This is a genomic window from Modicisalibacter coralii, assembly GCF_004117855.1.
Taxonomy (GTDB): domain Bacteria; phylum Pseudomonadota; class Gammaproteobacteria; order Pseudomonadales; family Halomonadaceae; genus Modicisalibacter; species Modicisalibacter coralii.
Genome location: NZ_QWBW01000018.1, coordinates 1 through 25,190, shown reverse-complemented (window position 1 = coordinate 25,190; position 25,190 = coordinate 1). Strand labels below are relative to the sequence as shown.

General features: G+C 64.6%; 28 protein-coding genes. 15 read left to right on the top strand and 13 right to left on the bottom strand.

Annotation, left to right across the window (positions count from 1 at the left end):
• Positions 1-5 precede the first annotated feature (5 nt).
• From D0901_RS11330 to D0901_RS11320, 3 genes are all read left to right on the top strand, one after another.
• On the top strand, positions 6-752 hold the full coding sequence (locus D0901_RS11330) for a sulfite exporter TauE/SafE family protein (protein ID WP_129140415.1): 747 nt from the start codon (positions 6-8) through the stop codon (positions 750-752).
• Between the two features lie 69 nt (positions 753-821).
• Positions 822-950 carry an entericidin A/B family lipoprotein gene (locus D0901_RS11325; protein ID WP_129140414.1) on the top strand — a complete coding sequence of 43 codons (129 nt, stop codon included), beginning with the start codon at positions 822-824 and terminating at the stop codon, positions 948-950.
• A gap of 154 nt (positions 951-1,104) precedes the next feature.
• Positions 1,105-1,236, top strand: coding sequence for an entericidin A/B family lipoprotein (locus D0901_RS11320; RefSeq protein WP_129140413.1), 132 nt, complete (start codon positions 1,105-1,107; stop codon positions 1,234-1,236).
• A 76-nt stretch (positions 1,237-1,312) separates the two neighbouring features.
• On the opposite strand, the gene D0901_RS11315 is transcribed toward D0901_RS11320, so the two are convergent.
• The 4 genes from D0901_RS11315 to osmF are packed head-to-tail and all read right to left on the bottom strand — an operon-like array spanning position 1,313 to position 5,252.
• Positions 1,313-2,056 (bottom strand): ABC transporter permease, encoded by a 744-nt coding sequence (locus D0901_RS11315; RefSeq protein ID WP_129140412.1) that lies wholly within the window; start codon positions 2,054-2,056, stop codon positions 1,313-1,315.
• Complete coding sequence (locus D0901_RS11310; protein WP_129140411.1) at positions 2,053-3,105, bottom strand: ABC transporter ATP-binding protein; 1,053 nt, start codon at positions 3,103-3,105, stop codon at positions 2,053-2,055. Before D0901_RS11310 ends, D0901_RS11315 begins: the two co-directional genes overlap by 4 nt.
• Positions 3,106-3,128: 23 nt before the next feature.
• Positions 3,129-4,325, bottom strand: coding sequence for an ABC transporter permease (locus D0901_RS11305; RefSeq protein WP_233440406.1), 1,197 nt, complete (start codon positions 4,323-4,325; stop codon positions 3,129-3,131).
• Between the two features lie 6 nt (positions 4,326-4,331).
• Entirely contained in the window at positions 4,332-5,252 is a 921-nt protein-coding gene (gene osmF, locus D0901_RS11300) for a glycine betaine ABC transporter substrate-binding protein OsmF (RefSeq protein WP_129140410.1), read from the bottom strand.
• A gap of 194 nt (positions 5,253-5,446) precedes the next feature.
• Here osmF and D0901_RS11295 point away from each other — a divergent pair, with 194 nt between their 5' ends.
• Positions 5,447-5,770: an I78 family peptidase inhibitor gene (locus D0901_RS11295; RefSeq protein ID WP_224418807.1), complete on the top strand. Its 324-nt coding sequence runs from the start codon at positions 5,447-5,449 to the stop codon at positions 5,768-5,770.
• Positions 5,771-5,786: 16 nt separating this feature from the next.
• Here the strand turns inward: D0901_RS11295 and D0901_RS11290 are convergent, their stop codons facing one another.
• Both D0901_RS11290 and D0901_RS11285 read right to left on the bottom strand, forming a co-directional pair.
• Positions 5,787-6,998, bottom strand: coding sequence for an EAL and HDOD domain-containing protein (locus D0901_RS11290; RefSeq protein ID WP_162500859.1), 1,212 nt, complete (start codon positions 6,996-6,998; stop codon positions 5,787-5,789).
• Between the two features lie 94 nt (positions 6,999-7,092).
• On the bottom strand, positions 7,093-7,695 hold the full coding sequence (locus D0901_RS11285; protein ID WP_129140408.1) for a LysE family translocator: 603 nt from the start codon (positions 7,693-7,695) through the stop codon (positions 7,093-7,095).
• 94 nt (positions 7,696-7,789) lie between these two features.
• On the opposite strand from D0901_RS11285, the gene D0901_RS11280 reads away from it, so the two are divergent.
• The gene (locus D0901_RS11280; RefSeq protein ID WP_129140407.1) at positions 7,790-9,184 is read left to right on the top strand and encodes an aminotransferase-like domain-containing protein; all 1,395 of its coding nucleotides are present in this window, start codon (positions 7,790-7,792) and stop codon (positions 9,182-9,184) included.
• A gap of 79 nt (positions 9,185-9,263) precedes the next feature.
• On the opposite strand, the gene D0901_RS11275 is transcribed toward D0901_RS11280, so the two are convergent.
• The 7 genes from D0901_RS11275 to D0901_RS11245 all read right to left on the bottom strand — a co-directional run bounded on the left by D0901_RS11275 (position 9,264) and on the right by D0901_RS11245 (position 16,586).
• Entirely contained in the window at positions 9,264-10,247 is a 984-nt protein-coding gene (locus tag D0901_RS11275; protein WP_129140406.1) for an ion transporter, read from the bottom strand.
• A gap of 34 nt (positions 10,248-10,281) precedes the next feature.
• Positions 10,282-10,791: an acyl-CoA thioesterase gene (locus D0901_RS11270; protein ID WP_129140405.1), complete on the bottom strand. Its 510-nt coding sequence runs from the start codon at positions 10,789-10,791 to the stop codon at positions 10,282-10,284.
• 73 nt (positions 10,792-10,864) lie between these two features.
• The gene (locus D0901_RS11265) at positions 10,865-12,184 is read right to left on the bottom strand and encodes a short-chain fatty acid transporter (protein ID WP_129140404.1); all 1,320 of its coding nucleotides are present in this window, start codon (positions 12,182-12,184) and stop codon (positions 10,865-10,867) included.
• A gap of 71 nt (positions 12,185-12,255) precedes the next feature.
• The gene (locus tag D0901_RS11260) at positions 12,256-13,611 is read right to left on the bottom strand and encodes an MATE family efflux transporter (protein WP_233440405.1); all 1,356 of its coding nucleotides are present in this window, start codon (positions 13,609-13,611) and stop codon (positions 12,256-12,258) included.
• A 189-nt stretch (positions 13,612-13,800) separates the two neighbouring features.
• A complete protein-coding gene (locus D0901_RS11255; RefSeq protein WP_129140402.1) occupies positions 13,801-14,049 on the bottom strand; it encodes a YfhL family 4Fe-4S dicluster ferredoxin in 249 nt (82 codons plus the stop codon).
• A 25-nt stretch (positions 14,050-14,074) separates the two neighbouring features.
• Positions 14,075-14,572: a pantetheine-phosphate adenylyltransferase gene (coaD, locus tag D0901_RS11250; RefSeq protein ID WP_129140401.1), complete on the bottom strand. Its 498-nt coding sequence runs from the start codon at positions 14,570-14,572 to the stop codon at positions 14,075-14,077.
• Positions 14,573-14,705: 133 nt separating this feature from the next.
• Positions 14,706-16,586, bottom strand: a complete 1,881-nt coding sequence (locus D0901_RS11245) for a beta-ketoacyl synthase (RefSeq protein WP_129140476.1) — start codon at positions 16,584-16,586, stop codon at positions 14,706-14,708.
• A gap of 382 nt (positions 16,587-16,968) precedes the next feature.
• Here D0901_RS11245 and trmB point away from each other — a divergent pair, with 382 nt between their 5' ends.
• The 10 genes from trmB to D0901_RS11195 all read left to right on the top strand — a co-directional run bounded on the left by trmB (position 16,969) and on the right by D0901_RS11195 (position 25,183).
• Entirely contained in the window at positions 16,969-17,655 is a 687-nt protein-coding gene (gene trmB / locus D0901_RS11240) for a tRNA (guanine(46)-N(7))-methyltransferase TrmB (RefSeq protein WP_129140400.1), read from the top strand.
• Positions 17,656-17,893: 238 nt separating this feature from the next.
• Positions 17,894-18,223 carry a DMT family transporter gene (locus tag D0901_RS11235; RefSeq protein WP_129140399.1) on the top strand — a complete coding sequence of 110 codons (330 nt, stop codon included), beginning with the start codon at positions 17,894-17,896 and terminating at the stop codon, positions 18,221-18,223.
• Positions 18,224-18,272: 49 nt separating this feature from the next.
• Positions 18,273-19,712, top strand: coding sequence for a D-alanyl-D-alanine carboxypeptidase/D-alanyl-D-alanine endopeptidase (dacB, locus tag D0901_RS11230; protein WP_129140398.1), 1,440 nt, complete (start codon positions 18,273-18,275; stop codon positions 19,710-19,712).
• Between the two features lie 529 nt (positions 19,713-20,241).
• Positions 20,242-20,799 carry a hypothetical protein gene (locus D0901_RS11225; protein ID WP_129140397.1) on the top strand — a complete coding sequence of 186 codons (558 nt, stop codon included), beginning with the start codon at positions 20,242-20,244 and terminating at the stop codon, positions 20,797-20,799.
• A gap of 288 nt (positions 20,800-21,087) precedes the next feature.
• A complete protein-coding gene (locus D0901_RS11220; RefSeq protein WP_129140396.1) occupies positions 21,088-21,825 on the top strand; it encodes an ankyrin repeat domain-containing protein in 738 nt (245 codons plus the stop codon).
• 72 nt (positions 21,826-21,897) lie between these two features.
• On the top strand, positions 21,898-22,530 hold the full coding sequence (locus D0901_RS11215) for a hypothetical protein (protein ID WP_129140395.1): 633 nt from the start codon (positions 21,898-21,900) through the stop codon (positions 22,528-22,530).
• A gap of 520 nt (positions 22,531-23,050) precedes the next feature.
• Positions 23,051-23,782, top strand: coding sequence for an ankyrin repeat domain-containing protein (locus D0901_RS11210; RefSeq protein WP_129140394.1), 732 nt, complete (start codon positions 23,051-23,053; stop codon positions 23,780-23,782).
• Positions 23,783-23,880: 98 nt separating this feature from the next.
• Positions 23,881-24,195, top strand: a complete 315-nt coding sequence (locus D0901_RS11205; RefSeq protein WP_129140393.1) for a hypothetical protein — start codon at positions 23,881-23,883, stop codon at positions 24,193-24,195.
• A gap of 387 nt (positions 24,196-24,582) precedes the next feature.
• On the top strand, positions 24,583-24,897 hold the full coding sequence (locus tag D0901_RS11200; protein ID WP_233440404.1) for a BCCT family transporter: 315 nt from the start codon (positions 24,583-24,585) through the stop codon (positions 24,895-24,897).
• 76 nt (positions 24,898-24,973) lie between these two features.
• Positions 24,974-25,183, top strand: coding sequence for a hypothetical protein (locus D0901_RS11195; protein WP_129140392.1), 210 nt, complete (start codon positions 24,974-24,976; stop codon positions 25,181-25,183).
• The last annotated feature ends 7 nt before the right edge of the window (positions 25,184-25,190 follow it).

Here is a 25,190-nt window from a genome sequence, read left to right as displayed (position 1 = left end):
TCGCGATGACCTGGCTGGAAGGGCTGGCGCTGGTGGCGATCGGCGGCGTCGCCGGTTTCATCAACGTGCTGGCGGCGGGGGGCTCGATGCTGACCCTGCCGCTGCTGATGTTCCTGGGCCTGCCGCCACAGGCGGCCAACGGTACCAATCGGGTGAGCATCGTCCTGCAGAGCGTCAGTGCGGTGGGCAACTTCTTCCGTGCCGGGGCCCGCGACCTGGGCATCAGCCTGCGTCTGTCGGTGCCGGCGGTGCTGGGGTCCCTGGCCGGCGCCTGGCTGGCGCTGCAGGTGCCGGACGCGGTGTTCCAGACGGTGCTGGTGGTCGCCATGGTCGCGGCCTCGGTGATGATGCTGCTGCCGCAGCCGCGGCTCGATACGCGGGCGCTGACGCCGGAACGACTGACCCCGGCGGTCTATCTGGCGATGTTCGCGATCGGGGTCTATGGCGGTTTCATCCAGGTGGGGGTGGGCGTGCTGTTCATCGCCGTCCTCTACCGGATGCTCAGGATCGACCTGGCCCAGGTCAACGTCTTCAAGGTGTTCGTGGTGCTGGTCTATACGCTGCCGGCGCTGGCGGTGTTCCTCCTCGACGGCCAGGTGCGCTGGGCCTACGGTCTGCTGCTGGCGGTGGGCAGCATGAGCGGCGCCTGGCTGGCGGTGCGCGTCAACATGGGGCCGCGCGGCGCCAAGTGGGTCAAGGCGCTGACGCTGGTGGTGATCGTGGCCATTATCCTGCGGCTGGTCTTCTTCTAAGCGACACCGCTTGTGCGCGACGCGGCGATCGGCGATAACAAGGCGGAGTGTGTCATTCAGGAGACGAACATGCGCAAGACCCTACTGCTGGCCGCACTGGCGGCGCTGGTCTTTCTCGCGGGCTGCAACACCATGCACGGTTTCGGCCGGGACGTGCAGAAGGTGGGTTCGGAAATCGAGGAGGCCGCCGGTCAGTGAACGCCCGGTGTGCGAAATCGCCCACGGCCTGTTAGGCTGCAGGTGTGACGTCTTGTCACCCGCACCGTCAGGGGGAGCCGGAGCGCTCTGCCGAGTGGCACGACCGATGCCTCTACTGGCGGTGACTTCATTGGCTAGTTAGGGAGGACTCAATATGAAGAAACTGACGGCACTGATGTTCCTGGCACTGGTGAGTGTCAGCGTACTGAGCGGTTGCAACACCATGCACGGCGCTGGTGAAGACATCGAACAAGGCGGCGAAGAAATTCAGGAATCCGCCAGCTGAGTCTCGGTACCGACGCCCGGCGGGCTACCGCCGGGTTGTCAAGCAACGCCCCGCCTGTCGGCACTGCGCCGCTCCACTAGCTACCGAAGCGATAACGGCGCTCCAGCCGTTCGAAGAGCAGATCGCTGACGATCGCCAGCAGCCCCACCAGAACCGCCCCCTGAATCACGTAGGCGATGTTGTCGCCGACCAGCCCGGCGATGATCGGCGTGCCCAGGCTCTGGGCGCCGACCGTCGAGCCGATGGTCGCGGTACCGATATTGATGATCACCGAAACGCGCACGCCGGCGATGATCACCCGCATCGCCAGCGGCAGTTCCACCCGCCAGAGGATCTGCGTGGCGCTCATGCCGGTGCCGCGGGCCGCCTCCAGGGTGTCGGTCGGCACCGTGCCCAGTCCGGCGATGGTGTTCTGGACCACCGGCAGCAGGCCGTAGAGCGTCAGCGCGACGATGGTCGGCACGAAGCCGAAACCGGCCAGCGGGACGACGATCGCCAGTACCGCCGCGGGCGGGAAGGTCTGGCCGATCGCCGCCAGCGCCGAGACCAGTGGTTCGAATTCGCGCCCCGCGCGGCGGGTGACGAACAGCCCGGCGGCGACGCCCACGCTCACCGAGATCAGCGACGACACCAGCACCAGGGCCAGGTGGTCGAGGGTGAGCTTGAGGAAGCTCTCGCGGGCGTAGACGGCGGTGTCGAGCTGCGGAAAGGCCGCGCGGAACAGCGGCGCTAGCGCGTCCATGAACAGCACCAGCAGAATCAGCGCCACGCCGAGGACGAGCAGCAGGGCATCGCGCCCGTGGGGAAGGTTCCGCTTCATGGCTGGCGGCCCATCACGCCGTCCATGCTCACCTCGCCGATCAGCCGACCGCTCTCGTCGATGACCGGCAGCACCATCACCCGATACCAGACCATTCGCGAGAGGGCTTCCTTCATGGGCATCCCCGGGGTGGCGATCCACTCGTCGTTGACCGCGGTGCGCGCCTCGGGATCGCCGTCGCTGAGCCGGCCGCCATGCAGACAGGTGGGGCGGCCCGTGGCGTCGGTCTCCCAGTAGTGGGAAGGCCGCCCGGAGGCCGCGTCGGGCGTGGTGCGGGCACGATCCTGGTACTGGTTCACCCAGCGCCGCGAGAGCAGCTTGAGGCCCAGGTCGGCCTTGCCGATGAAGTCGCTGACGAAGGCGTCGGCCGGCTGGGTCAGCAGCTCGATGGGGCGGTCGTACTGGACCAGGCGACCGGCGTTGAGAATCGCGATGCGCGAGGCCAGCTTGAGCGCCTCGTCCATGTCGTGGGTGACGAAGACGATAGTCTTGCGGGTCCGCTCGTGGACGCGGCGCATCTCGTTCTGCAGCACCTCGCGGGTCAGCGGGTCGACGGCGCCGAACGGCTCGTCCATCAGCAGGACCTCGGGATCGGCGGCGAGCGCCCGTGCCACGCCGACGCGCTGTGCCTGGCCGCCGGAGAGCTGGTGCGGGTACTTGTCGCGGAACTCGCCGGCCGCGAGGTGAAACAGATCCAGCAACTCGTCGATGCGGGCATCGATGCGAGATTTCGGCCACTTGAGCAGCCGGGGGACCACGGCGATGTTGTCGGCCACCGTCCAGTGCGGAAACAGGCCGATCGACTGGATGGCATAGCCGATACGCCGGCGCAGCGTCTCCGGCTTGAGATGGCTGATGTCCTCGTCGCCCAGCAGGATGCGCCCGCGGGTCAGCGGGATCAGCCGGTTGATCATGCGCAGCGTGGTCGACTTGCCGCAGCCGGAGGGGCCGATCAGCACGCCGAACTCGCCGCTCTCGATACGCAGCGAGATGTCCTGGACGACGTCCTTGTCGTCGTAGGTCTTGGTCAAGCCCTGTAGTTCGATCATTCCTCGTCTCTCGGTGGGGCGGCTCAGCGGGCCCCGGCGGGGCGGCTGACGGTGACCAGGATCTGCAGCAGGAAGTCGGCGACCACCGCCAGGGCGATGGTCGGCACCGCGCCGAGCAGCACCAGGTCGATGGCGTACTGACCGAGGCCCTGGAAGATGAAGGCGCCGAGCCCCCCGGCGCCGATCAGTGCGGCGACCACGGTCAGGCCGATCGCCTGGACGGTGACGATGCGCAACCCCGAGAGGATCACCGGCAGGGCCAGGGGAATCTCGACCCGCCACAGCACCTGAGTGGCGGTCATGCCCATGCCGCTTGCCGCCTCGAGGGTCGCCGGCGCGACCCCGGCGAACCCGGCGTGAGTGTTGCGCACGATCGGCAGCAGCGAGTACATGATCAGCGCGATGATCGCCGGTGCCGCGCCGATCCCCGACACGCCCCACTCGCGCAGCCACGGCAGCGCGTCGCCGAGCCGCGAGAGTGGGGTGACCAGTAGCGCGAACAGCGCGATCGAGGGAATCGTCTGAAAGAAGTTGAGCACCCCGAACAGCGGTCCGCGCGCGCCGGGCCGACGGTGGGCCAGCAGCCCCAGCGGCAGGCCGACGACCAGCGCCGGACCCAGCGCCAGGCCCACCAGCACCAGATGGGTGACGAACTGGGCGGCGAAGGCGTCCTCGATGTTGAAGTATTCCTGCATGATCGCCAGGGCATCGAAGGTGCCGGCGGCGAACAGCGCCACGATACCGCCGAGCACCACCAGGGCGTAGATACTGCAAAGCCACAACGGCGTGCGCAGGCGCTGGAAGGCATCGACCATCATCAAGGCACAGCAGAATACCGCCACCCAGAAGGCCGCGCCCTGCGAGACCCGCGCCGCGGGCGAGGCGTCGGCCAGGGCGCGAGTGGCGTAATCGCCGAGGCCGTAGAGCACCACCAGCAGCGCCAGTGGCGCGGCGATCAGCGCCGTTCGTGCGCCGCGGTGCTCGCCCAGCGGGCGGGCCAGGCAGGCCACGCCCAGTACCAGGGCCAGGCCGAGCAGCACCAGCGTCTGCCAGGGGCTCAGAGCGGCGACGAGCGCCACCGATTCGCCCGAGACCAGCCGGTTGGGTGCCATGGCGGCGAAGGGCAGCAGGAGACTGCCGGCGACCGCCGCCACCAGCAGGGTCGCCAGGACCCGGTTGGCGACGAGGCGCCGGTCGGCGTGTCGGAAAACGGCCGGCACGCGACGCTACTGCTCGAGGAAGTCGTGATCTTCGAGATAGCGCCGGGCCACCTGCTTGGCCGGCAGGCCCTGGACCTGGATCTGGCTATTGAGGTGCTGCAGGGTCTCGCGGTCCAGACTGGCGAACACCGGTCCGAACAGCTCGGGCAGCTCGGGGTGCGACTCGAGCACCGACTCGCGCAGTACCGCGGCCGGTTCGTAGACCATCTGCACCCCCTGGGTGTCGTCCATCACCTTGAGCCCGGCCGGCTGGATGGCGCCGTCGGTGCCGTAGACCATCGCCGCATTGGTGCCGCTGGTGCCCTCCGCGGCGGCGCGGATGGTGGCGGCGGTGTTGCCGCCCGAGAGCACCAGCAACTGATCCTGGGAGAGTGTGAAGTCGTAGGCCTTCTGGAAGCTGGGCAGGGCGGCATCGCTCTCGACGAATTCGGCCGAGGCGGCCAGCTTGACGTCGCCGCCGTCGCGCACCCAGCGGCCGAAATCGGCCATGGTGTCGAGGCCGTTCTCCTCGGCCAGCGACTGCTTCACGGCGATGGCCCAGGTGTTGTTGGCCGGCGCCGGCTCGAGCCAGACGATGCCGTGGTTCTCGCGGTCCCAGTCGCGCACCTTCTCATAGCCCTGCTCGGCGTTCTTCCAGGCCGGGTCGTCGGTGGTGCTGCTGAAGAAGGCGCCGTTGCCGGTGTACTCGGGATAGAGGTCGATCTCACCCTCGAGCAGGGCCTTGCGCACGATGTTGGTGGGGCCGAGCTGCAGCTTGTTCTCGACCGGGTAGCCGGCGTTCTCGAGCAGGGCGACCATCATGTTGCCGAGCAGGGCGCCCTCGGTATCGATCTTCGAGGCCACGCGCAGCGGCTCGGCCGCCACGGCCTGACCGGCCGCCAGCAGCGTGCCGGCCACGAGACCCAAGACATTGCCAATCCTGACCATGAGCTTCCATCCTCTTGTCGGTGACGGGGTACGATGAGCGGTATCGTGCGTCGTTCCATTGAGCCTAGCCATCGACATTGGATGGCTCCACATTTCAGGACCTTATCGAGGGTGCCTCGCGGCGTCCATAACACCGTCCGACGCAGGATCAACGAGTGGTCGCCTCGGTGAGTCCCTTGTGCAAGGAGAGAAAGATGATTCGACGCGTCATGGCCGGGATGGTCGCTGCCGTTGTGCTGGGCGGGTGCGGCGGTTCGCCGCTGCGCGAGCCGGCCCCGGCGCCACCGCCGCCGCCGATGAGCCAGACCGGCGAGGATGCCTGCGGGGCGTCGGCGCTGGCCGACTGGCAGGGGCGGGAATATCGCGAGACGCTGCAGGCGCGCGCCGCCGCGCTCAGCGGCGCTTCCGAGGTGCGCGTGATGCGCCCGGGCCAGGGTTACACCATGGATTACCGGCCGCAGCGGCTGGATCTGCACCTCGATGCGAGTGGGCGGATTACCCGGGTTGACTGTGGTTGAGGGCAGCGTTGCCCGCTCAGCGTTGGGCGCCTACCGCCTCGAAGGCCCGCCGTTGGGCCCGGGACAGTGCGTTGGGCGTCAGGCCGAGCCGCGTCAGGCCCGTCCAGTCCAAGGCGTCGAGTTTGCCGCACTCGAGTGACTTGGCCGTCGCCAGGATCTGCCCCAGCGGGCCCTCATGATGCAGGATGGCACGGCGCAGGCTGTCGTGTAGCGGCAGTTCGTCGAGGACCTGATCGAGCGGACGATCGAAGAAGGCATCCAGGCAGGAGAACAGGCCCACCGTGAATCCCGGGCCGCCGTTGTCGAGCAACTGATCGGCGAGCGCCTGGCAGAGTTCGCCGCGCGCCAGCGCCAGTTGTCGCAGGGCGTGGGGCTTGTCGTCCAGCCGGGTCAGCGCGATCAGGTTGGCCAGGCTGAGGATGCGCCGCTTGCCGAGCAGGGTGACGGCCATCTGCACCGAGGTGATCTCGCGGGAGCGGCTGAAGTAGGCGCTGCCGGCCATCTTCAGCAGACGTACGCTGATGAAGGGGTCGCGACGAATGATCGCGCTCAGCTCGTTGAAGCCGATATCCGGGCGGTTGAGCTCGGCGAGCAGGTGCAGCACCGAGAGCCGGTCGCTGGGCAGGTGCTGGCCGTGGACCGGCGCGGGCCGCGCCAGGAAGTAGCCCTGGAACAGGTCGCAGCCGGCCGCGAGACAACGCTCGAAGTCCTCGTGCGTCTCGACCTTCTCGGCGAGCAGCCGGACGCGCGGGTAATCGCGGCGCAGGGCGGCGATGACCCGCGCGAGACCGTCGGTGCTGTATTCGGGGTAATCGAGTTTGACGATATCGGCGAAACACAGCAGTGGATGGCCGCTGTCCTCGAGCCGGTAGTCGTCGAGGGCGATCCGGTAACCATTGAGACGGTGCTGGTTGAGCGCCGCGATCACCGGGGCGCTGGCCGGAACGGTCTCGAGCACCTCGATGACCATCTCGCCGGGCGGGAACGGCAATGTCTCGGTCAGGGTGGCGGCGCCGAAGTTGATGAACGCCGGGGTATTCTCGCAGACATCGCGCAGGCTGGTCTCGGTGAAGGCACTGAGCAGCACCTGGCGAGTGGCGAAGTCACCGTCGAACGGTGCTGAAGTGGCCCCCGGAGCGGGACGGAACAGCAGCTCGCAGCCGGCCAGTTCGCGGCGGCGATCGTAGATCGGTTGGCGGGCGAAGAGGACCGCCGGGGGCTCATGCATTGCCGTAACATCCCGTGACGTTGCGTAATAGTTCATATCGTCACGAGCGAGCTAAACTTAAGCGATTGCCAAGAATTGCCACGGCGGCCGGCCTTCAGCCCAGGATGAAGATCACGCAGCCCGCCGTCATCGCCCCCATCGTCACGTTGAAGATCCGCCAGGCGCGCGGCGTTTTCAGCGTGCGCCCCACGGCGATGCCGAAACCCGCCCACAGCGAGATGCAGGGCAGCGCGACCAGTTCGGCGAACCCGGCCAGCAGCAGCGCAGCCAGCCAGGGGGTACCGCCCTCCGGCAGAAAACCCGCCATCAGCGCCAGGCCCATCACCCAGGCCTTGGGATTGGCGAACTGAAAGGCCGCAGCCTGCCAGAAAGTCAGCGGCCGGCCGCTGCCGCGCAGACTCAGGTCGGGGGGTGGTGCGCTGGCGATCTTCCAGGCCAGGTACAGCAGATAGCCGCTGCCGACGATCTTGAGCAGCGACTGGAACAGCGGATAGCGCTCGAACAGCAGGCCCAGGCCCAGGGCGATGGCCGAAAACAGCACGCAGCAGCCGGCCAGGATGCCGAGGATGTGTGGCAACGTCCGCCAGTAGCCGTAGTTGGCCCCCGAGGCGGTGAGCATCAGGTTGTTGGGACCGGGGGTCAGGGTCATCGAGATCATGTAGAGGGCCGCAGGGCCGAGGGTGGCGAACGCTTCCATATTGTATGCCTACAATTTTTAAGGGTTCTTTGAATTGTGCGCGTAAAGGAAGGATAATTGGCGCAGATAGGGCGTCAACGGATTTATTGTCACCATGACATTCTGGGTACCCGAACTGCCGTCAGACGGCACCCGCTATCGCGCACTGGCCGATGCCATCGCCGCGGCGATCGCCGACGGGGAGCTGACTCCCGGCCAGCGGTTGCCGCCGCAACGCCGGCTTGCCGATGCTCTCGGTGTCACCGTGGGCACCGTGACCCGCGCCTATGCCGAGGCCGAGCGTCGCGATCTGGTCGAGGCGCGGGTCGGCAGTGGCACCTATGTGCGCGAGCGCGCCGCGCCCGACAGCGGCTTTCGCCACGTCGCCGCCGAGGCGCCGCCCGGGCTGATCGATCTCAGTCTCAGTCTGCCCCCGCCGCACCCCGACCGGCCCGCCGGACTCGCCGAGGCATTGACGTCGATCGCCGCCGACCCCGAGGCGCTGGCACAGGCGGTGGGGTATCAGGGCGAACGCGGCACGACCCGGCATCGCGCCGTTCTGGCGCGCTGGCTGACCGCGCTGGGCTTGCCCATGGACGCCGACGAGCTGACCATTACCCTGGGCGGCCAACACGGGATCTTTCTCGCCCTGCACGCCCTGACCCAACCCGGCGAGCGTATCGCCTGTGCGGCGCTGACCTATCCCGGGCTGATCAATGCCGCCCAGCAGTGCCACCGCAAGCTGTTGCGGATGCCGCTCGACGATGACGGGATCGATGTCGACGCCCTGGCGCGGCTTTGCGCCCAGCAGCCACCGCGGCTGGTCTATGTGACCCCCGAACAGAACAATCCCACCGGCGCGCGACTCGCTGAAGCCCGCCGCCACCAACTGGTCGAGCTGGCTAGGCAGCACGACATCTGGCTGGTCGAGGATGGCGTTCAGTACATGCCGCCCCAGGCGCGCGATACCCCGCTCTATCGCCTGGCGCCGGAGCGCACGCTGTACCTGTTCAGTACCTCGAAGGTGATCGCCGGCGGGCTGCGGGTCGGCGTGATGCGGGCGCCGGCGGTGCTTCACGAGCGGCTGGCCAATCTGCTGCTGGCGCAGAGCTGGATGGTACCGCCGCTGATGGTCGAGGCGGTGTGTCGCTGGATCGACAGCGGGGCGGCCGACCGCCTGCTCGCCTGGCAGGTCGAGGAGACCGCGGAACGGCAGCGGCTGGCCCTGGCGCGGCTGGCAGCCTACTCGCCGCGGGGGCAGGTCCATGGCTCGCATCTCTGGCTGAACCTGCCCGAGGGCTGGCGGGCCGGTGCGCTGCTCGGTCAGCTCGAGCGGCACGGCGTGCGGGTGACCGGCGGCGAGCCGTTCTGCGTGGGCAGCGAGCCGGTGCCCCAGGCGATCCGGCTGTGCCCCAGCGCGGCACCCGACCGGCCGGCCCTGGAGCGGGCGTTGACGGCGATCGCCACCACCCTCGAGGCACCCGCGGGCCACCCCTGGCGTACCCTGTAGCGCCCCGTGGCCGGTTGCATTCGGCGGCGACGAGCGCCATGCCAGCGAGGCGCCCTACACGCTGCTGGCCATCGAGTGATCAGTCGTACTTGGTCTGCCAGCGCTTGGTGGCGACCTGCTCCTTGAGCAGCTCGAGGACCTCGATCAGCACCTGTTCGGTGATCCGCTCGCTGCGCCGGTCGCTGACCAGCAGCACATCCATGCCACTGTCGGCGGCGCGCCGCAGCAGTTGCGAGAACTCCGGCGAGCGCAGGCCGCCGACCGCTTCGTGGATCAGCCGGCTGGCCAGGTCGCTGAGTGCCTGGTCCATGGCGCCGGTGAACTGCCGACCCATCGGCAGCCGGTGCAGGCGCTGGATTTCCGGGCTCTCCTGCAGGGTCCGGCCCACCAGGGCGCTGACGTAGCGGGCGATCAGGGCCCGGTTGTTGGCATAGATACCCTCGAGTCCCGTTTCCAGCCGTTCGGCGATCTCCTCCACCAGCTGTTCCTTGCGCGGCGCCACCACCTCGTCGGCGAGCCGCCGCGACAGGGTGTTGCTGTGGCGGACCTCCTCCTGGATGCTGCCGATCAGGCGAACCGCGACACGGTCTGAGATCTCCTCGAGCAGGATCTCGTAGTACTTGTGGGCCCCCTGGAACAGGGCCCAGCGGCGTACATCGATCAGTCCCAGGCGCTGCAGGCGGTGGAGCAGGGCGAACACGCGCAGCACGCGCAGCCAGCGAAAGCCGACCAGCGGAATGCAGCCGAGCACGTCGTACCAGTGCACGAAGGGGTAGAAGAACCAGCGATGATAGCGGTGCTCGATGATCGCCACCGCCCAGCCGAACAGCACGTCGAGCACATAGACGCTGACGAACGCCAGGTCGATCGCGAAGAAGTGGGCGTGGATGTGATCGGCGTAGGCCGCTTCCAGCCCCGGCGCGACGGCCGCGAAGCCCTCGCGCAACGGGGGCAGCAGATAGAGGCTGTCGAACAGCAGCAGGCCGAGATTGACGATCACCAGCGTGATGATCAGCAGGTCCCAGGCCAGACCCAGGCGTTCGCTGAGCGGCGACGATTTCATTCGGCCTCCTGGCGGGCGGTGACGGTCAAGCCGCTCAACGCGGTTGATGCGTGTACTGGGCGTCGTGCTCGCGAGAGGCCTGCTCGGCCTGCTTGCGCAGTTCCTTGCGCAGCGTGGCCTTCTCGAAGCGCAGCTGCTGCAGCGGCGTTTCCAGCCTGAGCGGCGGCACCTCGACCGGCTGGCCCTGGGAGTCGACCGCGACCATCGTCAGGTAGCAGCTGTTGGTATGGCGAATGACTTTCTCCTGAATCGATTCGGCCACCACCTTGACGCCGATCTCCATCGACGAGCGGCCGACGTGATTGACCGAGGCCAGGAACGTCACCAGTTCGCCGACGTGGATCGGCTGCTTGAACAGCACCTGATCGACCGACAGCGTCACCACATAGCTGCCGGAGTAGCGGCTGGCACAGGCGTAGGCCACCTCGTCGAGTTTCTTGAGGATCGCGCCGCCGTGTACCTTGCCGCTGAAGTTGGCCATGTCGGGCGTCATCAGCACGGTCATGGTCAGTTCGTGCTGGCGGGGCATGTCGTCGGGATTCATCGTGTGTCCTGCCGGTGGTTTTGCCGTTAGGTGTAACACGTTTTGCCCCGCCATGATGAGTGCCGGCCGGGGGTCAGGGCACGAAAGTCAGCCCCAGGGCGATGATCGCGCCGGTGACGAACAGCTGGATCAGGCAGAAGCCCATGATGTCCTTGGCCTTGAGCCCGGCGATCGCCAGTACCGGCAGGGCCCAGAAGGGCTGCAGCAGGTTGGTCCAGGCGTCGCCCCAGGCCACCGCCATGGCGATGCGCGGGATGTCCGCGCCCAGCGCCTGCGCCGCCGGCAGCATCACCGGTGCCTGGACCGCCCACTGGCCGCCGCCGGAGGGCACGAAGAGGTTGACCACGCCGGCGCTGATGAACGACCAGAACGGCAGGGTCTGGGCGTTGGCGATCGACACGAAGCCCTGCGACAGGGTCTCGGCGAGCCCGGACTGGACCATGATCGCCATGATCCCGGCGTAGAAGGGGAACTGGATGACGATGCCGGCGCCGCCCTTGATCGCCTCGTGCAGGCTGTCGAGCAGTCGGCGTGGCGTGCGGTGCAGCACGATGGCCAGGAACAGGAACAGGAAGTTGATGATGTTCAGGTTGAGCCCGCCGCCGCGCAGCAGGAAGTGATCGAGCAGGAACAGCAGACCCGGAATGCCCACCAGCCAGGCCAGGGTCTTGCTGTTCTCGAGGTGTTCGGCCGGACGTTCGATGAGCGGGCGGGCCTCGGCCGAGGCCGGCTTGCCCAGCTTGTCGGCATCGACGTAGACGCTGTCCGACTCGTCGGGCAGCATCAGCCGGTTGATCAGCGGTACCACCGCGAACAGCACCACCAGGATGGCCAGATTGAAAAACGAGAAGATCGTCTCGCTGGTGGGAATCACGCCGATCCGGTCCGCGGCGAAGTGACCCGGCGTGGCGATCACCAGCGGGATCGAGCCGGCCAGCCCACCGTGCCAGACGACGAAGCCCGAATAGGCGCTGGCGATCAGCAGACGGTAGTCGACCCGAATCTGGCGGGCCAGTTCCTTGGCGAACAGCGCCCCGACCACCAGGCCGAACCCCCAGTTGAGCCAGCTCGCCGCCAGCGAGACCAGCGTCACCAGCACGATCGCCCGCGCCGGTGTGCCCGCCTGGGCGGCCAGCCGGGCGAGGATGCGCTGGACCGGCGGCGAACTGGCGAGCATGAAGCCGGCGACCAGCACCAGCAGCATCTGCATCGAGAAGGTCAGCAGGTTCCAGAAGCCGTCGCCCCAGAAGCGCAGCACCGCCAGCGGCGTCTGGCGCTCGACGCCGATCGCCGCCGCGGCGGCGACCAGCGTCAGCAGCAGTACGAAGATATAGGGATCGGGCAGGTAGCGTTCGACCAGTTTTACCGCCGGTCGCGACAGAGTCTTGAGCATGACGAGTCTCGTTTGTTGTCGAGGTTTTTTCCAACCGTAGCGCACCCCTCGGGGCGGCGCCGCAACCGGCTTCAACGCTCGCCGGGCAGTGCCGCGGATGCCTGGCCGCTCCAGCGCGTGCGCCGGTAATACAGATAGTAGCCGCCCAGCGTCGCCGAGCGCACCGCCGTGAACAGCACGAAGGCCAGCCACAGGCCATGGTTGCCCAGCCCCAGCGGCCCGGTGGCGAGCCACCAGGCCGGCAGGTAGACCGCCAGCCCGGCAAGGATGCTGTTGCGCATCTCGCGGGTGGCCGTGGCGCCGATGAATACCCCGTCGAGCAGATAGCTCCAGACCGCCAGTGCCGGCATCAGCACCATCCAGGGCAGGTAGTCGGCGGCGACGTCGCGCACCTTGGGCAGATCGGTGAGCAGCGCTATCAGGAGGTGGCCGGCCACGGCGAAGACCAGCATGGCCGCGCCGGTGGTGAGCAGCGAGAAGCGCGTCGCCGCCGCTACCGCACTGACGAATTCCCGCCAGTCGCGTCGGCCGATGGCGCGCCCGGTCAGGGCCTCCGCGGCATGGGCGAAGCCATCCAGCCCGTAGGAGGTGAGCATCACGAACTGCAGCAGCACGGCATTGGCGGCGAGGATCACGTCGCCCTGGCTGGCGCCCTGGCGGGTGAAGAAGGCCGTGGCGAAGAGCAGCCCCAGGGTACGCAGGAACAGCTGCCCGTTGACCTGGAACAGCTCGGTGTAGGCCGCGAGCCGCCACAGTCGTTCGCCGAGAAAGCGTCCGCCGAGCGCACGCAACTGGCGTCGCACCAGCCACAGTCCCAGCGCCAGCGCCGTGTAATCGGCGATCACCGTCGCCCAGGCCACGCCGTCGCTGGTCATCCCCAGGCCGGCCACGAAGATCAGGTCGAGGACGATGTTGACGCTGTTGGTGGTGACCATGATCGCCAGCGTCACGCGGCTGTTCTGCTGGCCGAGAAACCAGCCGAGGATCGCATAGTTGGCGAGCACCGCCGGCGCCGAGAGAAAGCGGATGGCGGCGTACTCCCGGGCCAGTGCGGTGGCCTCGCGGCTGCCGTCGAGCAGCCACAGGCCGAGCGCGGTGAGCGGCTGCGACAGCGCGATCAGCAGCGTGCCGATCAGCGCCGCCAGCAGCAGCGACTGGCCGAGCAGGTTGCGCACCGCGGTGTCGTCCTCGCGGCCCACCGCCTGCGAGGTGAGCCCCGTGGTGCCCATGCGCAGGAAGCCGAAGCCCCAGTAGAGAAAGCTGAACAGCGTCGCCCCCAGCGTCACCCCGGCCAGGAAGCGCGATTCCGGTAGATGGCCGACCACGGCGGTGTCCACCAGGCCGAGCAGCGGTACCGTGACGTTGGAGAGAATGATCGGCCAGGCCAGGGTCCAGACCCGGCGATTGGGGGCGTTGGCGGTGGGCAAACGGTCGTCCTCGTGGGGTGGCGCGTGCGGATGCGGGGCTGGCATCGTCGAAAGGCGCTCAGGATACGCGCGCCGGCGGCACGGTGCGAATCGACGGTTTGCGCACTAGCGCGAGACCGCCCCCGAGAGGGGAGGGCAGGGGCACTCGCGCCCCCACGGTGTTACTTCGGCGCGGGAGCAGTGCGCGGCTCAGGCCGCGCTGATCAGCTCATACTTTTTCAGCAACTGCTCGCGGCTCTCGCGGTGCTCGGGGTCGAGCGGGATGCAGTCCACCGGGCAGACCTGCTGACACTGCGGTTCGTCGAAGTGGCCGACGCACTCGGTGCACCGGTTGGGGTCGATGACGTAGATCGCCTCCCCGGCCGAAATGGCATCGTTGGGGCACTCCGGTTCGCAGACATCGCAGTTGATGCATTCGTCGGTAATCATCAGGGCCATGGGGTCATGTCCTCGCAGCGGATCATCAGTGGCCTGGCTGACGCTCGGTATCGAAATGGGCGCGCAGCGCTTCAGCGACTCGCGGATGGACGAGACGGCTGACGTCGCCCCCCAGGCGCGCGATCTCTCGCACGATGGTGGCGGAAATATAGGAGTTCTCGACCGCGGGGGTCAGAAACAGGCTTTCGACATGCGGTGCCTGGGCCCGGTTCATGTTGGCCAGCTGCAGTTCGTACTCGAAGTCCGACACCGCGCGCAGGCCGCGCAGGATGATCCGCGCCCCCTGCTGGTCGAGCAGTTCGGTGAGCAGGCCGCTGAAGCCGGTGACGGTCACGTTGTCGAGCCCGTCGACGACGTCCCGGGCCAGTTCGACCCGGACATCGAGATCCATCACCGGGCGCTTGCCGGGACTCGCCGCGATGGCCACCACGACCTTGTCGAAGATGCGCGCGGCACGCTCGATGAGATCGAAATGGCCGTTGGTGATGGGGTCGAAGGTGCCGGGGTAGACGACGATGTTCATGGGCAAATCCTGTCTCGAAACGGGCTGCGGCCGACGCCTTGCGCTGTCGTCCGGGCCTGACGTGCCGCCGGGGTCGGCCCTCAGCGTAGCCGAGGGCCGGTACCGCGACAATCGCCCGCGCGGCGGCGCGGCATCAATCGTCGAGCCGGCCGAAGGGGTTGTCCACCGCCAGCGAGACCGGGCGGGCGTAACCGGGAATCCGGATGCCGTCGGCGTCGACACCCAGCTCGGGGCCTTCGAGCACGCCCTCGCCGAAGCGATAGATCACCGCGAAGTCGGCGGCATCGGCGCGTGCCAGGTAGGCTTCGCCGCGCGCCCGGACATCGGCGGCGCGCTCGCGCCAGGCGTCGACGGCCGCCTGGCCGTGGCGCTTGACCAGCAGACGCTCGGTCGCCGCCGGCGAGAGCAGCAGGCCGGTGGCGTTGTTGCCGCCGAAGCCCTTGGCGTTGATGAAGGCGGCGTCGGCCTCGAAGGTCAGCGGCTCGCGGAACAGCCGCAGCCGCTCGCCGTGGACGTCGTCGGCGACCGCGTCGAGCGTGGGGATGCCCGGCACCAGCCCATGGGCGAAGCTGCCCAGGGCACTGACCAGCTGATCGCCGGCGGCGCTGCCCTGGGAGTGACCGACGAAGGCCTTGACCGCAGCGACCGGCCAGTCGGTGATGTCATGGGCGCGCGCCACGGCATCGAGCACGTGGGACTCGGTGACCCGGTTCTTGGGCGTGCTGGTGGCATGGGCGTGAATGAAGGTGCGCTCGCGCAGGCCCCGTTCGCCGAGAATCTCGCGGGCCAGCGTCGCCGCCTTGCCCAGGGTGATGTAGTTGCCGATGCCCGGGGCGGAGATCGAGCGCTTCCAGCCGTCGGCGTTGACGAACACGCCGGGCACCGAGGCGAGAATCTGCGCGCCGGTCTCCAGGGCCAGGGTGTCGTCCATCAGCAGCACGAACTGGCTCGCCTCGGCGATGGTGAAGCCGCAGTTGCGGGCGAAGGGCCGGCAGGCGCGCTGGTAGTCGGCGTCGGTGAGCAGGCTCAGGGCGTCGAGCGCCTTGAGGCTGTCGTCGTCGGCCAGGGCCCCCATGCTGCGGAAGCCCTCGACGACTTCCGGGGTGATCGGAGCGTCGCTGGTCCCGACCATCACTACCCGGCGGGTGCCGCTGCGGATGTCCTCGATGCCCAGGCGCAGGTTGTAGAGAAAGCTCGCGCAGGCGCCCAGCATGGCCCCGGTCGCGCCGACGCTGCCCAGCACGTAGGCGTTGATGAAGTCGGCGGGCATCTGGCCGTAGCCCAGCGGCATCTGCTTGGAGGTGGCGCGGTTGCCCGAGACGAAGCTCTTGAGCAGGCCGCCCCAGCCCGGATCGTCGAGCTGGCCGATGGAGTTGCCGGCATAGACGGCGATCTGGTCGGGGTCCAGGCCGTCGCGCAGCGACTCCCAGTCGAGTCCGCTCTGGCCCAGGCAGTCGCTGGCGCCGAATACCGCCATCGACAGCCCGCGCGGGTGGTGCACGCTGCGGTAGAGACGGTCGGGGGCGAAGCCGCTGGGCAGCTGGCCGGCGGCGCGCACCAGCGCCTGACGGCGCTCCGGCAGCAGCACATCGAGCACGCCGGCGGGCACGCTGACCTCGACCTGACGGCCGTCGAGATCGCGCACCTGCCAGGTTTCCGGCAGCGGGTCGGGGAGCTGGCGGCGACGCACCTTGAAGACCAGTGGCGCGTCGAGGCGCAACTGGGCCTGACGGTTGGCGGGGATGCCGTCGGCGTTGAAGGCCTCGTCCTCGATGCGTCGGATCAGGGTGTGATCGATCACCTGCTGGCGGAAGCGCGCGGCGATCTCGGCGTCGTCGAGGCGATTACCGTGAATGTCCTGCCAGTGGCCGTCGGCCTGGCGGGTCACCAGTTGCATCATGGCGGCGAGGCCGACCACGGTGCGCTGCTGTTCCTCGGCGGGCAGGGCGTCGAGCACCGTACGTCTGAACGCCTGGTGGCCCGAGGTTCTGCCGGCGGCATTGACACCGCCCATGCCGACAATCACGGGTAACTGTGACAAGCCACATCCCTCGTTGTGCTGTTGAGTCTACGAGTCCTGACAGCGCAGCACCGTCAGGGTTGCATCGGTGTGCGAGACAGCCGGGCCGCAGCGTGCGCCATGCCGGGCCCGGAGCGCGATGATAGCACCTGGCCCGTAGTGGCGTCATGCCGCGGGCACGACGCAGCGACCCCGAGAGGAGGAGATCGATCGATCCGGTCGTCAAACGATTGTTTGAATGCGCTCATGAATCGGGCTATGATGAAACGGCTGTTTGAGTCATACGAGTTGGTGTCGGCGCGTTCTCTCCGGATGCGCCGTTTTTTTGCCGGCGGGGGCTGGTAGACTGGGCGCCGTCCACGTCAACCGAATGCTCATGCACGCCATTTCCCGCTCCGTCACCAGTAATCAGCGCGGCCCCCACGATGCTCTCCCGCGTCGCGTTGCCCGCGCCCTGAGCCACCCCTGGCGCAAGCCGATCGCCGATCACACCCGCGACGCCTTCGCCCGCGCCAGGGACTGGTTCGCCGCGCAGGACCGGCCGCTGATTCTCGATGCCGGGTGCGGGGTGGGCCTGTCGAGCCGCGAGCTGGCCCGGCGTCATCCCGGCCATGCGGTGATCGGCATCGATCGCAGCGCCGATCGCCTGGCGCGCGACCACGGCGAGCTGCCCGACAACGCGTTGCTGGTGCGGGCCGATCTGGTGGACTTCTGGCGCCTGGCGCTGGCCGAGGGCTGGCGGCCCAGCCATCACTATCTGCTCTATCCCAACCCCTATCCCAAGGCCTCCCAGCTCAAGCTGCGCTGGCACGGTCATTCGGTCTTTCCGACGCTGCTGGCGCTGGGCGGGCGTCTCGAATTGCGCTCCAACTGGCGCGTCTATGTCGAGGAGTTCGCGCTGGCAACGGCCGAGGCCGGCCTCGCGGCGCCGGCGGTGGGTGCCTTCGCGCCGGCGGGGAGCTACCTCACGCCCTTCGAGCGCAAGTACGCCGAAAGCGGCCAGCCCCTGTGGCGGCTGTGTCTCGATCTGCCCCACGATCCGGGGCTCGTGCCCGGGCCTTGAGGATTCGACATCCCCGGGATCACGGCCAAGCTCTGTCTGAAAAATCGACGAGCGATGGCCAGACAAGGCAAAAATTGACGAAAAAGCGGAGTTTACAAGCCGTAAATGAGCATTTTGAGTCAAATTTTAACGCCGTATGGCCGAGCGCAGACATTTTTCAGACAAAGCGTAGAATCCTTGGCCATCGGACCAGGCTGCAACGCTGGCGTGCAGCGAGATTCTTTCGGGAGGGAGCCGAATGGCCTACGTCTACCTGTTCATGGCGATCGTCGCCGAAGTGATCGGTACCAGCGCACTCAAGGCCTCGCAGCAGTTCACCCGGCTGTGGCCGAGCGTGGGCGTGGTGGTCGGCTATGCCCTGGCGTTCTATCTGCTGACCCTGGTACTGCGCACCCTGCCGGTGGGCATCGCCTACGCCATCTGGGCGGGGCTGGGGATCGTGCTGGTCACGCTGATCGGGGTGGTGTGGTTCGGCGAGTCGCTCGATCTGCCGGCGGTACTGGGCATTGCGATGATCATCGGCGGGGTGGTGGTGATTCAGGTTTTCTCGGACGTCTCGGCCCACTAGGCTAGTGTCTTCGGTTCGGGCCACTCATCCCCTACGTCGAGGAAACATCATGCCGCGTGCCTTCATCACCGTCCTGTGCCTGCTCCTCATGGGCGGGGCGTCGTCCGTCCTGGCCGCGGGCTTCGATCACGTGGCGAGACTCGCCGACCAGGGCTACCGGATCGGCGCCCAGGCGCGGCTGCTCGACAGCGGCGAGGTGCTCGCCGAGATCGACCCGCAGCGGTCGCTGGCGCCGGCCTCGGTGTCCAAGCTCTACATGGCCGCCGCGGCGCTGGATCGCTGGGGGCCGCAACATCGCTTCACCAGCCGGCTGGTGTCGACCGGGGCGGTCGATTCGCGTGGCGTCCTGCATGGCGATCTGGTGTTCGAGGGCGGTGGCGATCCGGCGCTGGTCTCCGAGGACCTGTGGCGGCTGATCCAGCGCCTGCGTCAGCAGGGCGTCGAGTCGGTCAAGGGCCAACTGGTGGTCAGCCAGTGGCGCTTCGGCCCGGTCGAGTGCGTGACCACCGACCGTTGCCGGGCCGAATCCCGCGCCGACAACGCCTACAGCGCGTTGCTTTCCGCGGCGGCGGTCAACTACGGCAGCTGGTGTCTCAATGTATTGCCCGGGCACACGGTGGGCGGCGAGGCGCGCATCCTCAGCTGCGATACCGTCAAACCCACCACGCGCATCGACAACCACGTGACCACCGTCGCCGAGGGCGGGGATACCCGGCTCGATGCCGAGCGGGTCACCGATGCCCAGGGCGACGTGCTGGTGGTGCGCGGCAAGATCGCCCAGGGGACCTACCCCCGGGCCATCTATCGTGCCAGCTCCGACCCCGCCGAACAGACCGCCCAGACCCTGCTGGCGATGCTCGGTCGCGCCGGGATCGAGGTCTCCGGTGGGGCGGCGGTGAGCAGGACCCAACCCCCCGTGGCGGCGACCCGGTTGGCCGCGGTCGACGGCAAGCCGCTGCAGGAGCTGTTGTTGCGCACGCTCAACTACTCCAACAATTTCATGGCCGACACCCTGAGCCTGGATCTGGTCGACACCCCCCGCGCCTCGCTGCCCGAGGGCGGCGCGGCGGTCGCGGCGTTCGCCGAGTCGCTGCCCGGTCACGGCCCGTTGACGTTGAAGAGCGGCAGCGGCCTGACCACCGAGAACCGCACCACCGCCCAGGGCGTCAACACGCTGCTCGCGGCCATGTACCAGCGCCCGGCGCTGTTTCCCACCTTCGTCGCCGGCCTGCAGTTGCCGGTCAACGGCCCGATGCGCTTCATCCGCCGCGGCGACCCGCTGTTCCAGGACCACGTGATGCTCAAGACCGGCACGCTCAACCAGCCCTTCGCGGTGCGCGCCCTGGGCGGCTACTTCCGCACCCGGAGCGGGCGCTGGGGCTCGTTCAGTGTGCTGGTCAACGGCACCGCCAGCACGCCCTATCTCTCCTGGTCGAAGGTCCTCGATCCGGTCTCTGAAGATCTGGCGGCGATGATTCGCGCTTATTGAGAGATCCGCCGCATCTGCGAGGGGCATGGGTAAGACATTGCTTACAAGAATTGCCTTGAAAGTCGCACGCCGGATTGCGCACCCGTTGACAGGATGGCCGACGAGCGAGTGATAGACTGCCGGTCGTTTCCGAGTGCGTTTCGTTCTGTCCTGAGACTTTGCCCCCTCGACTGATGGTGGTGTGCGCATGCCCTGGCGACGGGACAAGTGATTGCTCAAGGCTCTTTAGGGTTTGTACGAAAAGTCGGCGAGGGAAGGCAAGACAAGGCAAAAATCGGCGAAAAGCGGACCGGGCTGGCGTACCAGTTTACGGGGTGTAAATGAGCATTTTGACGGGGGCGCCGAGCTCGGGCTGGCGCTCCAGCCGATTTTTAACGCTGTATTGCCGAGTCCAGACAGTTTTCTTACAAAGCCTGGCAGCCTGTCCATCGGTCTTGCATGCCATCCTTTGCCTATCCCTGATAGGGCGTTTCACCAAGGCGAATGAGTGTCTCTGCGCACCGGGCTGTTCATGATTCGAGGAGTCGAGATGTTCGGTCTCACAGTTTTGCCGCGGTTCCCATACTTCCTGGTACTAGCCCTTTTTCCGCTCTTTGCCATGGCAGAAGAAGGTACACCAGAGCCAGATGATTGGCAGGCTGCCAATTGTCCTGGGGCAGTGCCGGCAGAGGATATATATTCATCGCCCTATGTGCGTAGAATTAAGCACTATGCGGAAATGGATAACCAGAATAAATATGTCGAAGTGGTGGCGAAGCATGATCGATATGTGAGTTGTAATGTTGCTATAACCTCTGGTGTGGTGATACCTGTAGCGCATTATCGTTCTTATCAGATGTACATGAAAGCTGGAGCGGTCGAGACGGCGGAAAGGATGTCGCTGGAATCCATCCTGGAAAAAGCAAAAGATCAATATGACCCTAATGGGCCAATCTATCCGATTTTGGAAAAAGAGTATCGAGAAGCCTATTCTGAAGAAGTGGTCAGCATGGCAGAGTCGTCACCCGACAAGGCAAAAGAATTGATGATGGAAAAGTGTTTTTGCGAGTGCCTTTCCCTGCCATGGCAGCATTTTGAGAAACGCTAGTATGGCCTTGAATATAAGGTCGTGCATGGTGCGTGTGGGTGACAGGGGGGGCAATGAGAAAGAGGGAATCATCCGGTAAGCCATGCTTCTGGGGTTTGTGCAGTCTTGACGACTGGGCTTTCAATGTAAAGCCAATTGTTTTGTAGCTGGGTGGCAGATTGTCTAATGATTCATGCTCTTCCAGTCGTCATGGAATGGCGATATCTCTCGCCCGGAAAATTCGGCAGGGAGTACCCTTGAAGCGCATCAAAAGCTGCTGCCATTCGGACCAAAGTTAAGGAGCCTTTCATGCGATTGACAATGTGGTTGTGTGCGGCATTGCTGTCGATGCTGACTCTACCGGCCTGTGCGGGGTACTCCAAACAACCCTCTTATTATTTCAAGGATGAAGCCCAGTTGGCATTGGCCCGAGCGGCTGGCGACGGTGACATCCAGGCGATGCAGCGGGCGCTTGATCGCGGCGCTGACCCTAATACCATGGGGGAGGATGGCATGACACCGCTCTTCTGGGCGGTAACCATGCAACCGAATATCGAGGCAGTCCGTTACCTGTTAGCCCATGGTGGTGATCCTGACTTGGTAACGGTGGACAAAGACGCGCCTGGCCGTAGTAAGGCTATTTTGCTGTATCAAGCCTATAGGAACCCGGAACCGGCGTTTATCGAAGCGGTTCTTGAGGCGGGTGCTAACCCAGATATCATCGTGGATGATGATCAAAATACTCTCCTATCCCAGTCCATGGCGGATAAACGCCTGGGCCAGATAGAAATGCTCATTAAATATGGTGCGGACGTCAACATTAGGAGTAAATTCGATTACACCCCTTTATATTCTGCTGTCATCGGTCAAGAATATAAGACTGCCTTGGCGATTTTGAATGCTGGTGGTGATCCTGGTTTGGAAAATTCTAACGGGAAATCTGTTGTAGATACTGTTAAGTTGTTTCATGATAGAGAGTCTGGTGAGGATTATAGGAAATTTGTAAAGGCGTTAAAAGGAAAGGGCTATCTTGACCCTTCGTTTTAGCTTCTGCGTGGAAGTTGGGGCAACGGTTAATCTGGCGCGCATAGTCATGGCAAAGATAGCAAGAGCCTGCCTATGGGTGTGATGGTTTATGGTGTGAGTCAGTTTCGGTTTTTGTCTCGTTTGATTGGTAATAATTTCTTGAGGGGGGGAGGTGTGAGTAATGTTAATTTTTTGTTCTGCAGGGTGTTCTGGATTGCGCTCATTTTTTATCCATTGTTAGCAGTTTCAGCTGAAGGTGAGAAGAAACTGTTTGTCGATGACTGGGAAGCGAAGAACTGCCCCGGTGCAATGCCTGCGGACCCCCCGCCTTATGATCGCAGGGTTAAGTATTATGCAGAAAGTGGCGACGAAGAAAAGTATGAGGAGATGGTTGCAAAACAAAAAAGATACTCTGAATGTCGCGTGGCGGTGGCAGGTGGTGCAACAATTCCCATGGGGTATTATAAGTCCCATGAGATGTATATGAAGGCCGGAGCTACCGAAGCGGCAAACAGAATGTCATTGTCATCGCTAATGGATCAGATCAAAGATACCTACGATCCTAGAGGGGTGATTTATCCGATTTTAGAGAAGGAGTACAAGGAAGGCTATTCAAAAAAAATGGCTGATATGGCTGAAGTGGATGCAGAGAAAGCAGGGAGGTTTTTGATGAAAAAATATTTCTGTAAATGCTTGGCGGTTCCGTTAGGTGATTTTGATTTTTAGTTTGCGAGAGAACTCAGGAGCAGTCGTGAAGAATTTTCCAATAAATTTGGAGTGTGCTTTTTAAGCACGGCAGGATGTGCGGTATTCAATAAGTATGGCTAAATCCGTATGTTGGCGGCAACGAGCCGCCGGTGTGGTTGAATACATGGTTATCACCGGTGTTCTGGTGGCGGTACTGTTGACCCACCATTTTCGATGGTGTGGGAAAATCAACACGCCAGTGTGTTACAGCGGTTGAGCGATTCCATACACGGCCAGTAGTCGGTCTATAAGCATTCTGGAAGTTTTCCTGAGATGTGACGCTAGGCGGCAGAGTGCCTCGGTACAGGGGGCAACTAGATAGGGATTAACCAGATGAGTCTGAGAACTGCTTGTGCAACAGGAGTGGCATTGTTTGTTAGCACTGGTTTTCTAGCATACCATGGACTGATGAAATCCAACTGCCCCTGAACTCCGGCAGGGAAAGCCCTGAAAGCGAAGTATAGGCTGACCCGCTTGAATAAAAGGCAAGGAGCCTTTGATGCGATTGACAATGTGGTTGTGTGCGGCACTGCTGTCGATGCTGACTTTACCGGCCTGTACGGGATACTCCAAACAGCCCGCGTATTATTTCAAGGATGAAGCCCAGCTGGCATTGGCCCGAGCGGCTGGCGACGGTGACATCCAAGCGATGCAGCGGGCGCTGGATCGAGGTGCTGATCCCAACGCAGCTGGCAAAGATGAGATGACGCCGCTTTTCTGGGTTGTAACGATGCAGCTTAATATAAATGGCTTGAGTTATCTACTGGAACATGGAGGAGATCCTAATCTGACCATAAGGGATAAGGAAAATCCTGATGATAAAACCTTTCTCTTATATCAGGCTTATAAAAACCCAGATCCAAATTTTATTAAGGCTGTCTTGAGCGCAGGGGCTGATCCCAATACGCTTATCGATGAGCATGACACACTGCTTTTCTTGTCTATGACTGATAAGCGGTTGAAGCAAGTGGAAGCCTTGATAGACTCTGGAGCTGATGTTGATTTCTCCGGCCAGTTCGGAAGGACGCCACTCATAAATGCTGTGGTTGGTGATGAGTATGAGACCGCCTTGGCACTACTGGAAGCTGGTGCTGATCCTGAGAGAGAAGATATTCATGGGCGTTCAGCAATTGATGTTGTCAAAATATTTAATGATAGGCAGTCTGGTGAAAAATATAATAATTTCATAAGTCTTCTTAAAGAAAAAGGCTTTCTTGATCCTTCGTTTTGAATGAGGGCGTGTTTGCGCGATAGGTTTTCATTTCTCTGTTCCGCGTAGCATGGGCTTCGTTTTTTTTGTTTCCTGATTTCTACAAGGAGGCTGGGTTCATGAAACTCAAGATTGTAGCAGTAATGATGGGCAGCCTGCTGACACTGGGGCAGGCGCAGGCCGCCAATAACCCGGCTCAGCACGAGGCGGATTGCATGATACAAGCCTCGGTGGCGAAAGACATCATGCAAAAACGCTTGGATGGACTCTCTAAGAGCCAGGTCATGAGAGGCCTGGAGACCAATGATATGGGCAAGGCGAGCCGTTGGTGGCGTTCGCTGTCGGAGAAGGCCTACGCCTACGATATCAGCGGCAGCAACCCGGTAGAGTCTTTCCAGGAAAAGGTGCATCGCGACTGCATGGCCGAAGGCTGACCGAGGGCTGCCTTTCCGACCGCAGCTCCGGCGCCGCCACCTTCAGGCACCGGGGCTCGTTCAGCGTGCTGGTCAACGGCACCGCCAGCATGCCCTATCTCTCCTGGTCGAAGGTGCTGAAGCCGGTTTCCGAGGATCTGGCGGCGATGATTCGCGCCCACTGACGGAGCGCAAGCGGCGATTGTCGCTTTGCCGGTCGTCTGTCGCGCTCGCGTCGCGGGCGGCCGTGCCCTGGGCGAGAGTGGCGCGAGTCCTGCCCGGGCCATGCGTGTAGCGCATGGCCCCATACCGATTGTTCGTTTGTCCCCGCGGCGCTGAGCCTGGGTAGAGTGTCGTTGCATGATCTCGACGCATGGGACGAGTGACAATGACAATCGGAGAAACCTGATGCAGACTGCCTTGCGGCCGCTGGTGTTCTGGCCGACCTTCCTGATCCTGATGGCGGCGGTGGTCGCCAGCTATGTCGATCTCGATGCGTTCCTGGCGACCGCCAGCGCGCTCAACGACGCGATTCTCGATCGCTTCTCGTGGCTGTTCAGCCTGGGGAGCCTCTATCTGTTGCTGCTCGCGGTGGTGGTCTATTTCTCGCCGCTGGGCACGATCCGCATCGGTGGCGACGACGCCACGCCACTGCTGTCGCGCTGGCGCTGGTTCTCGATCACCCTGTGCACCACCCTGGCGGTGGGCGTGCTGTTCTGGTAAGCGCTCCATAAACCCCATCTTCCGGGCACGATTCATCAACGACAGACTGGTGCCTCCCATCATGAAGGAGGGCACCATGAACGAGCTGACCTCGACACAGGCCTACTGGCTGGGCCATCTATTTCATGCCTCATCCCGGCAACTGTCGCTGAGCGAGTATGCCGAGGAGCAGGAACTGGCGTTGGCGGCGTTGCTGGCCTGGGAGCAACGTCTGGTGGTGCAGGGTGTGCCGGTGCCGCCGCGTCATCGCCCGAAGCGCTTCGTCGCCGTGGAGGTGGCCCGATGATCCGGCC